This is a genomic window from Staphylococcus devriesei, assembly GCF_002902625.1.
GTDB lineage: Bacteria > Bacillota > Bacilli > Staphylococcales > Staphylococcaceae > Staphylococcus > Staphylococcus devriesei.
In genome coordinates, this window is record NZ_PPRG01000095.1 from 1 (window position 1) to 10,392 (window position 10,392).

The window sequence follows — 10,392 nt, forward strand, 5'->3', positions numbered from 1 at the left end:
AGATGTGTATAAGAGACAGGTTCTATAGCTTGTTTATTTAAATCGTCATCTGCGTAATCTAATGAATTGAAATCATTATCGATCATGTTAAAAATATCTTGGAAGACGGGTAGCAATGTATCAATTTGTTTAATAAAGCGTTTTTTATAAAATTTCGCTTCCAAGATATCTTTATTTACAATTCTGTATAATAAATTTTCAAAAATTCTATTCTTCTTGTATTTATTCATTAAATGTTTATACGCTTCATTTTGCCATTTCATACGATTGAGTGTAGTAGATGTTTCTGATTTTACTAGAGAGATATTTTCATCATAACGATTGGCACAATAAACGACATCTTGTGTAGTACTGATATGTTTAGTATTGAAGAAAACTTCGGCAAAAAATTGTAAATCTTCTCCATATATCATTTCTGGAAAATAGATATTATTTTTCTTGATGACGCTAGATTTTATCATTCTACCTGCAGGTGCTAGGTGATAGAATGATTTTCTGAAATTCTTTAAATCAGCCTTTTTATATGCAACTTTAGACAAAGCAACGCCACTACGTGCAATACGATCGTCATATACATACTTTGTAAGACCAGTAGCATAGTCAGTTTTATTGGTTTTTAAAAGTGTATACAATTTTTCTAAAGTATCTGTAGGTAACCAATCATCACCATCCACAAACATGACGTATTTCCCTTTGCTTAAATCAATCGATAAGTTACGAGGCTTTGCTGGTGTACCTGAATTTTCATCGAGTTGTACAAATTGGTAATTAGCAAAACTTTCAATTTTTCTAGACACCACGTCGAATGTATTGTCTGTTGAACAATCATCCACAACGATGATTTCAAAATCTTTTTTATCCATCGTTTGATTTAATATGCTATCTAATGTTGTTTCGATAAACTTTTCTTTGTTGTATGTACTAATTAATACACTTACTTTAATCTTGTTAGTTAATTCTTTCTTTTTAATAACCTTCACATTCCTAACCCCTTTATTACTTATAAATCTGTAATTTATTCCGCTTTTTATAATATAAGTAATATTTTATTATATGTAAATACAACATTTTGCATTTTATGTATTTGTTGTATAGTTTACATATTTGTAAATACAGTACTTTTTGAAAAGTGAAGTAAGTATATAGAGCTTCTATAAAATAATGTGTTAATTAGACCTTAATCAATTTACAATATGATAATAAAAACCTGACTTAAAATTAATTGTCCAAACTTAAAACTCGTGGTAATATAAAAGTAACAAAAAACACCTAGTCTTGACTGTTAATCGTTAACTAGGTACAAAACTTAGTAAACATATTAAACGAGCTACTACACTCGCATATGTTATTTACTTACAGCTTGTTTTATAGGTGGGAGCGGGACAGAAATCTAATGCAATTTCTAAGATTTCGTAGTCCCGCCCCGGCAAGGTTGACTAGAGATGAAGAAAGTGAGATTCAAACGCATCTTCATCTCAGACAACTACTGCCAAATTAATAGCTAAGACATTTTTATATTAGTGTCTTAGCTATTTTTTTAACTTAACTAGTACCTAAAACCTTCTTAAAACTACACTAATTCTAGATAAAATCCTCTTATTAATTTAAAATTCCAAACTATAACAATCTTATAAATTACACATATCTATATATATAAAATTATGATAAAATATTTTTAAAGCGCTTACATTTACAAAATATACTACAGCAATAAAGAAGTTGATTCTAATTATTAATGGTTGTTAGACCATTTGAAGGGGGAGTTAATCATGCAAGGGGACAGTATATGGTTAACAATAGTCGGATTAGTAATTATTATTACGATTGTGGGATTATTAATCGCTAAGAAAATTAGTCCAGTAGTGGGTATGACGCTTATTCCGTGTATTGGGGCATTAATTTTAGGATATAGCGTTGCGGATTTAGTAACATTCTTCGATAAAGGGTTAGCGCAAGTAATGAATGTGGTCATCATGTTCATTTTCGCAATTATCTTCTTTGGCATTATGAATGATAGTGGCTTGTTTAAACCACTTGTGAAGCGATTATTGCTTATGACACGAGGTAATGTGGTGATTGTATGTGTTATGACCGCCTTACTGGGTACCATTGCACAACTTGATGGGGCAGGGGCAGTAACATTTTTACTATGTATTCCTGCACTATTACCGTTATATCAAGCGCTAAATATGAGCCGTTACTTACTTATTTTATTACTAGCGTTAAGTGCAGCGGTTATGAATATGGTGCCTTGGGGTGGCCCAATGGCTCGAGTGGCAACAGTATTAAAGGCGGAAAGCGTTAATGAATTATGGTATGGCATCATACCGGTTCAAATTATCGGTTTCTTCTTAGTCATGTTGTTATCAGTTTATTTTGGTTTTAGGGAAAAGAAACGTATCAAAAAGAAAATTGAACAAGGAGAACTTGAAGAAACGCAAGACATCGACATACATAAACTCGTTAAACACTATGAACAGGATCAAGCAATCAAATTTCCAGTAAGAGGACGTGCAAGAGAACATGCGTCAATCAAGTGGATTAACGCCGTATTAACACTCATAGTTATGGTGGTCATGTTATCGAATATAGCACCACCTGAATTCGCATTTATGATAGGTGTATCAATAGCACTAGTCATTAATTATAAGAGTGTGGACGAACAAATGGATCGTCTAAAAGCACACGCACCTAATGCCTTAATGATGGCAGTCGTAATTGTAGGAGCAGGGATGTTCTTAGGTATATTAGATGAAACGGGAATGCTTAAAGCTATTTCTACAAGTTTTATTCATATCATTCCACAACCTGTGGGACCATTTATCCATATTATCGTAGGTATCTTCGGTGTACCACTTGATCTATTAACAAGTACAGACGCATATTACTTTGCATTGTTACCTATTGTTAAAGAGACAGCGGCACAATTTGGTGTATCTCAAGTATCTACCGCTTATTCAATGGTTATCGGTAATATTATTGGTACTTTCGTCAGTCCATTCGCGCCAGCAGTATGGCTTGCACTTGGCTTAGCCGAAGCGAACATGGGCACATATATTAAATATGCCTTCTTCTGGGTATGGGGCTTTGCGATAGTATTATTACTTATTGCGATGTTAATAGGTACCGTAGCCTTTTAATATGCCGGACGTGTAAGGTCAGTCTAAAACTCATTTTTAAGATGAAAAAAGGTTTGCTTCCGTAAAATATGGAAACAAACCTTTTTATTATGTAATTCTATTTACTCATTAGGATTTTCTTCGCTAATTTTTCCAGTATCTTCATTAATATATACCGCACTATGCGCATGAGTCGCTGCACCTTGGCCATAATTGACGCGATATACACCTTTCCATTTATCAACAGAATGGTACCAGTAATCATCCCCATAAAGATTATCTAAGTAGTCTTTACCAATTTTTTCTGCTTCAGCTTCAGAAGTTACCTTTTTACCACTATTGCTATCATCATCAGAATTAGAAGAGTTAAGATCGTCTCTTTCTATCGCATCAATATTTTCAACACCAGAAACATTACCATTGCCATCATTATAGACTTTGATAGTAAAGGCTATCTGTATTATCATCGTATATAATCGTGCCATTATCGGCTTCTAAAGTTGGTTTACCATGTTGATTAATAAATTGTTGAATACTGATAGTATCGTTAGGAACTACGAAGTAGCGATCTACTATGTTATTGTCGTAATGAACTGCGATGTTGCCATGTTTTTCAGCAGAAACGCCGTCTACATTTATGTCACTATCTGATGAACCTAATTGATTATTGACCTCATTTTTAGTCATTCCAAGGCTGACACCTTCATAACCATGACGGTTATCGGCATTCATAAAACTAGAGTTGAAATTAGTCGTTAGTATATCGATTGAAGGAGCGAGATTAGAATTTTTCTCGTTCTCTCCATTTGAAGATGAGCTGCTTTGTGAACTATTATTACTATCATTAAAACTATTAATTTTATCTTCTAAAAATAATTTATAAGCACCAAATAGTAATCCTACAATTAATGATAAAAAGATAAGTATAGCGATAATAATTAAAATTATTTTTCCAACACCACTAGAGCGTGATTCTGTAGAGTGAGAATTTGAATCATAATTAGTGTAGTCAACTCTTTGACCACATCTATCACAAAATCTTTGATTATCCTCTAGTGGATTTCCACAATTATTACAGTATTTCAAAAAAATTCCCCCATTCGAACCCTTTATTTTTAAAAACGTAAGCTAAGACTTTAATATGTGAAGCAATATATTAAGTATGCCAAAACTTAAAAATAAATATATATGTAGTATAATGTTACATAAAGAAAAGTGAGTAAGTTAAAAAGATTAAATACAATATTATGATTTTTAAAATAAGTATGAATGGGAGAGAAAAAATGGAAAATAATGAAGAAAAGATTATTTATTCAGTACATGGAGCTATGAAAATATTTAGAGCACAAGCAATCCCTGGTACCTTATATTTATTGAAAGACTATATTTATTTTGAAGCTGATGGAATTTTAAAAAATTCTGAAATAAAGAATACCTTTTATTATAAAGATCTAAAAAGTGTAAAGTTTGGTCTATCAATTAGTCCATTTAGAATCGTTATAACAGAAGAAAACAGTGAAACTTGGATATTTGACCAAGTACCAAGAAAAGAAGGTGAAAAATTCGTAGAAATGTATAATGCTTTAAATAATTGATAGAAGTTAAGTATTGAGGGTGAAATTTTATACTAGAGTTTTGAAAATATTATACCAAAGTACTTATAGTATAATATTACTGTTAGGGGGCGATGATATGATTAATCAAAATTCAAAAATTAATAAACAAATCGCCAATAATCTTGCTCTTGAAGGTATGTATTTAACTAGAGATCAGCAAAAACAAATTCTTGAAGCTATAAATAATAAAAAGGAAATTACGAATGAATTAATTCGTGAAATTGCACTTAAATAACTAACTAAATAGTCGAGTAAATTCAATTTTTCATCAATGTAAAAGGTCAACGAGAGCATTTTGTCGTTGACCTTTTGGTTTATATTGTTATCTACTTCACTACTTCTACGAAATCTTTGTTTGCGGTGAGGTAGAAGCCGTCTTCGGTTACTAGGCGAGGTGTTGAGCTTGAAGTATAAATAATTGTTTGAATGTTAAACGTATCGCCAACTTCTAAAGTTTTGATGCTATTGTCTTTGAAGTTTCGTGAATCGTACAGTTTACATTTTTTCAATATTTTAACTTTCTCAGGGACTTCTGTAATATAATTTTCAGGTTTTTTAGTGTTAATCGGCGCTACGAAGTCCTTATTAGCTGTAATAATATTGCCGTCTTTTAACACGATTCTTGGTGTACCATTTAGTGAATACTGCACCTCTATTGGTTCTACTCTAGTACCAGGCACAAGAGTAGTAATCGGTTCTCTGAACTCAAGGTCTTTGTATAATTTAATTTTCTTAATCGTCATTAAAGGACTGCTAATTTTTAAAAAGTATTTATCTTCAGGGTTCGATTGTGCCGTTTCAGTATTCTCTTTATCTTTATAAATAAATTCAACTTTGAAACTTTGACGTTTCATTTTATAGATATCATTATTACTTGGATATGAGGCATAAACTAATGAATGTTCTGTTTCACCAGCTTCAACTGAAAGGTTAATGTCTACGTCTTTTAACTGTTCAAACTGACTATGATGAATATAGATGCGACCATTATCATACTCAAAATTAACTTCACTTGTATTAGATGCATTATTGATTTCTTGTAATTTAACGTTTCTAATATTTAGATCTTGAGGTTTCATAACCTTCACAACTTCGTATTTTTCACCATTAATTAACTGTGTTCCTTCATAAACTGGATAACAACGTACAGGGATTAAATCTATTACGTCATATTTATTGAAATAATCCATGTAAATTACATCATTTTGAATCACGTAACTCCAATTTTTGTTGATGACATCATTAATAAAATTAGCTAGTTGTTGCTTATCTCCACGTTGATATAGCTTATATATCGCAGTAAATACTTCGTTTTTTAATAGGTCCATAACTTGGTAACCATGTTCATTTAATAGTTGTTCCAATTTATCAAATAATGTATAGAATTCTTCTCTATTAAACGATTTTAAGAACGTTTTAGTGCGTAATAATCTACTTATGAAATCGACTTCGACCACTCTAGACAAGGCCATCTTTTTCAATGTAGAAGGTATATCCATCTCGCAAATCCTCTTTGCTACTTCTAAGTTGATATAACCTTTGTCTATCACAGACGTTTGTTTAACAAGTGAAACATTTTCATCAAAACGATTCACATGATAAACCGGTAACGTAGTCATAGTAATATTGTTTACTTTTGAAATAAGTTCAGTAAAGAATAATTTGTCCTCCCCATATTTCATATGTTCGAACTGAATATGGTTATCTAGTACTAAATCGCGTTTAAATACTTTTCCTGGGGGACCTACTGCTCTGAAAATCTTCTCAATATCTTCAGGTTTCAAGTGAGATTCATCTTTATATGCCGTAAATCTCGCATGATAAGCAATACTCTTAGTAGTATGTTTAAAACTTTGCCCCAAACCAAAATCTGCATCGTCATCGTTAACTTTTTGAATCAATTGAGGGAAGCCTTCCACATCTAGCCAATCGTCCGCATCTAGTAAGGTGATGTACTTACCTTGAGCTTCTTCAATACCGACGTTTCTTGGTGTAGAAGGACTACCAGTATTTGTTGGTAGCTTCACAAGCTTTATAAATTCATAGTCTTTCGCATATTGTTCAATGATTTCTACTGATTTATCCGTCGAACAATCATCGACAAATATGGCTTCAATTTGTGATTTATCTATATTCATATTAATTAAAGATTCAATGCATTCTTTTAAGAAAAGTTCTTTATTATAAACTGAGATGATAACTGAAGCTAACTTATTCATAGATGTTGCCCCCCTTTTAATCCACTAAATTGTTTTTATAACTTTGGTAAAATGTTTCATATTTAACTTTTCCAATACCGCCTACTACATATTTCCCGTATTTATTTAAATTAAATATATAAGCGATACATACTGAAAATGTCACAGTTAACGTAAATGTAAAGATGATATTTAATAGTGGATGATCATGTAATGCGCCTAGTCTATGGACGAAAAAGTAATGAATTAAATAAATCGAGAATGAATAGTTACTGATGAAAATGAAAAATCGTGGCACGTATTTAACATATGATGACACTAAGAAGAATAATAAGATAATCATAGTGACATAAATAGGTGTATCCACGCGTTTAGAATCGACTAATGTTAAAAATCCGGATAAATAGTTTATCGACGTAATCAAAATTACGGCGAACGTACCTATTAAAATATGTAGTGTATAGCGTTGGATGTTTGCCATAAGTTTCTCGTAGTGGTAGCCCATATAAAATCCTAAGAAGAAATAGCTCAACCATCCAATAAAAATCATCCAGCCTTCGCGTTCCCATAACCAATGGAAAAGAGACGAATCAGGTGCATCTATAAATGTTCTCATTCCCCAAAATAAAGTCGTAATGATGAGTGAATAGATAATAATCTTGAAAGGATTGAAACGTACTAAGTATTTAGCAAACAAAATATGTAAAGCATAAAACTGAACAATAATAATGATAAAGTACGTTAGTGTCCCACCGTGAAACATCATAAACTCAACCGACTCTAGGTAATCCTTGAAGTTATGGGGATGTCCATACACATAAGCTAATCCCAAATTGATGATGATGTAAGGAATGCCGAGGGTAAGTATCTTTTGTTTTATAAAGCCTTCTTTCACTTTGGTTTTATACTGTTTCGCCAGTAAAAATTCTGAAATAAACACAAACATCGGTGTCGCGTATAATATCAATAATTGCACTAACCTTAATAAATAACCCTCATTAGGCATATCATACTTATAAAATGTAGTTGTTATCGTATGAATCATTACCACGCTTAAGCAAGCGATTGCCCTCATCCAAAATATAATCGAGGTGTAAACGCGCATAAATAAACCCCTTTCTAGATTCAAAATTTTGTATATTGTTTTTGTTTTTTCTAACAACAACAACCGATAATAATTATACAATAAATATTAATTATAAATAATAAATTGCTTTTCTATTAAAGTGTAAATTAACAAAACAATTCTTTAAAAATATTTTATAAATTTATATAAGTAGGGGAGTATGTAAAGAGCGAAAACAGGTGGAAGAATTGGTTGAAGAGTGGGGGGGTTAGCGTTTGAGGAAGGGGACTACTCAATATATACAAAAAAGCAGGGTACGAATTTTACTTCATACTCTGCTTTATTAGATTAAGGTAATGTAACTTTTTGTTCATCAAATTTGTCATCCATGAAGCCATCCCAAAATTCTACTGTGCCATCTTGTTTAACAGTAAAAGTATATGAACCTACGCCTGATTTGTTATTAGCAGCTATTTTCCACATCCCACCGTTTTGAAGTATAAATTCAGGTTGTTGAAATGTTATTAAAGACGCATCTCCGCCTTCCGATTGATTAATACCTGCTATCACATAATCAAATACATTGTCTCTATTAACTTTTAGATTAGACAATTCTTGTTTGTTTACAGTTTCATGCGCACCGCCTCCACGAACCTTGACCCATTCACTACCGTCATTTGCTTCTTGTTTTGGTGGAGTTTCTTGAGACGTCGGGTTGTCTTGTGAAGGAGACTCATTTTCCGAGTCTGTACTTGCTTGTGCATTACTATCGTTACCATTACTTTCTTTTTGTTGCACTTGTAATTTATCTTTTCTTAATTCAACTTCTTGATATTTAGTATATCCGAAGAAACCAACTGCTACTAATATGCCTAAAATGGCAATTATCGTGATAGTACTTAATAATTTATTCATTATAATTCCTTTCAGTGTTTAATATGTTCCGCCTTGACCATGTTCTCTTGCTTCGACTTGTCCTCTTAAGAAATTAATATATTCCTTAGAATCAGCGGTGTTACTATCAACTGCGGCAGCCTCATCGCTACTCATACCTTCTTTGTAAGCATTTAGAAATTCATCATCTGTCATATGTTTAGCATCTTCAGCTGTATATTTAGGTTGAGTTGCTCCTCCAGTATTGTTGGCGACTTGTGAATTATCTTCTTTAGATGAACCATTCTGTTGAGTATTAGATCCAGATCCTACACTTACATTATTCTGTTCTAAACTATTTGTATTATCGTTTGTTGAAGTAGATGCAGTTTGTTGTTGATTATTAACGGCACTAGTATTTTGTTGCTCAGTAGCTACACTATTATCTTCTTTAGGTTGTTCATTTGATGAACCATTGTCGTCATTATTATGTTTTTTAGAAGATTCTTTTTCTTTATTATTTTTCTCGTGTTTATCTTTCTTTTCATCTAATTTGGCTTCTGCTCTTTTGAGTTCTAAATCTTTATAACTTCCATAGGCGAATAGCATTGCCACCCCTAATATAGCAACTAATAAAATAACCCCTAAACTTGCGAAAATCTTTTTCAAATTCCTATCCCCATTCTTTTATTATGATAATAATATATTAATATATTTTGTAAGGCTTTTGTAGTTATTTTATAAATAATAAAATTTTATTTTTCGTAATTGAAAAGATTGTATAATTAAAATAAGTCAGTAGCTAATAATAGATTTTAAATATAAAGGTAAAGTTCTATAGAGGTTTAGACATTAAGAACATAAAAATTGTTATGTACTAATTTAAGAGAGTGATAAGGAGAAATTATAGCAACAGAAAAAGAAGTGAATGAGTTACTTTTGGAAAATGTAGATAAAGTGAAAACTAGAAATTTGATAGGTAAATACATTATTTATTATAAGGAGGTAGTTATAGGTGGGTTGCGCGATAACAGATTATTAGGGGGGTACAATGGTTATTAACTAGTTTCATATTAATAAAAGAACAAGTCTATGTATTAAATGTTACTCCGCAGACTTGTTCTTTTTCTTTTCTATAAAATTAGATAAAAGGTAGGCAATTATCGCTATAGCTCCAACACTAATTTGAAAAACTCTAAATTGAAATTTTAAATGCCAGTCGAAAATATTATTAAGTATGTGTAATCCAACACATATCATTATTAAGACAATACAAAAATTAAAAATGAAGTCTAAAACTTTTTGCAATCTACACCCTCCTAATTAAATTTCTATTCTCAAGATTTATCGTATAGTTACACACTACCATAGTTAAATAAAATAATTTAGAGATTGCTATTGAAAATAAGCGCATAGAGACTCTACGTTTTTTATAAATTGATGTCTTAATAACAATTTTTTACTCTATTTTAATTAGCTATAAGATAAAATATATAAATACTTTGTTTATACTTATAAAG

The 10,392-nt window shown here is 31.4% G+C and carries 10 protein-coding genes; 3 read left to right on the forward strand and 7 right to left on the reverse strand.

Features of this window, described 5'->3' with window-relative positions; translation table 11 throughout:
• The coding region (locus CD147_RS11495) for a glycosyltransferase family 2 protein (protein ID WP_103167587.1) at nt 1-980 on the reverse strand (980 nt) is incomplete at its 3' end.
• A 789-nt stretch (nt 981-1,769) separates the two neighbouring features.
• Here CD147_RS11495 and CD147_RS11500 point away from each other — a divergent pair.
• On the forward strand, nt 1,770-3,140 hold the full coding sequence (locus CD147_RS11500) for a CitMHS family transporter (RefSeq protein WP_103167588.1): 1,371 nt from the start codon (nt 1,770-1,772) through the stop codon (nt 3,138-3,140).
• Nucleotides 3,141-3,241: 101 nt separating this feature from the next.
• Here the strand turns inward: CD147_RS11500 and CD147_RS11505 are convergent, their stop codons facing one another.
• Both CD147_RS11505 and CD147_RS11510 read right to left on the reverse strand, forming a co-directional pair.
• A complete protein-coding gene (locus CD147_RS11505) occupies nt 3,242-3,604 on the reverse strand; it encodes a hypothetical protein (RefSeq protein ID WP_133170235.1) in 363 nt (120 codons plus the stop codon).
• On the reverse strand, nt 3,549-4,205 hold the full coding sequence (locus CD147_RS11510; RefSeq protein WP_157947886.1) for a zinc ribbon domain-containing protein: 657 nt from the start codon (nt 4,203-4,205) through the stop codon (nt 3,549-3,551). The genes CD147_RS11505 and CD147_RS11510 overlap by 56 nt, the downstream gene beginning before the upstream one ends.
• A gap of 197 nt (nt 4,206-4,402) precedes the next feature.
• Between CD147_RS11510 and CD147_RS11515 the strand changes: the two genes are divergently transcribed.
• On the forward strand, nt 4,403-4,714 hold the full coding sequence (locus CD147_RS11515) for a hypothetical protein (RefSeq protein WP_103167591.1): 312 nt from the start codon (nt 4,403-4,405) through the stop codon (nt 4,712-4,714).
• A 97-nt stretch (nt 4,715-4,811) separates the two neighbouring features.
• Complete coding sequence (locus CD147_RS12180) at nt 4,812-4,970, forward strand: hypothetical protein (RefSeq protein WP_167409733.1); 159 nt, start codon at nt 4,812-4,814, stop codon at nt 4,968-4,970.
• A 91-nt stretch (nt 4,971-5,061) separates the two neighbouring features.
• On the opposite strand, the gene CD147_RS11520 is transcribed toward CD147_RS12180, so the two are convergent.
• The 4 genes from CD147_RS11520 to CD147_RS11535 form a co-directional block, all read right to left on the reverse strand.
• Entirely contained in the window at nt 5,062-6,954 is a 1,893-nt protein-coding gene (locus CD147_RS11520; protein ID WP_103167592.1) for a glycosyltransferase, read from the reverse strand.
• 16 nt (nt 6,955-6,970) lie between these two features.
• Entirely contained in the window at nt 6,971-8,038 is a 1,068-nt protein-coding gene (locus CD147_RS11525) for an acyltransferase family protein (protein WP_103167593.1), read from the reverse strand.
• Nucleotides 8,039-8,347: 309 nt separating this feature from the next.
• Nucleotides 8,348-8,914, reverse strand: a complete 567-nt coding sequence (locus CD147_RS12390) for a hypothetical protein (protein WP_233643227.1) — start codon at nt 8,912-8,914, stop codon at nt 8,348-8,350.
• Between the two features lie 18 nt (nt 8,915-8,932).
• On the reverse strand, nt 8,933-9,541 hold the full coding sequence (locus tag CD147_RS11535) for a hypothetical protein (RefSeq protein WP_103167594.1): 609 nt from the start codon (nt 9,539-9,541) through the stop codon (nt 8,933-8,935).
• Between the last annotated feature and the right edge of the window lie 851 nt (nt 9,542-10,392).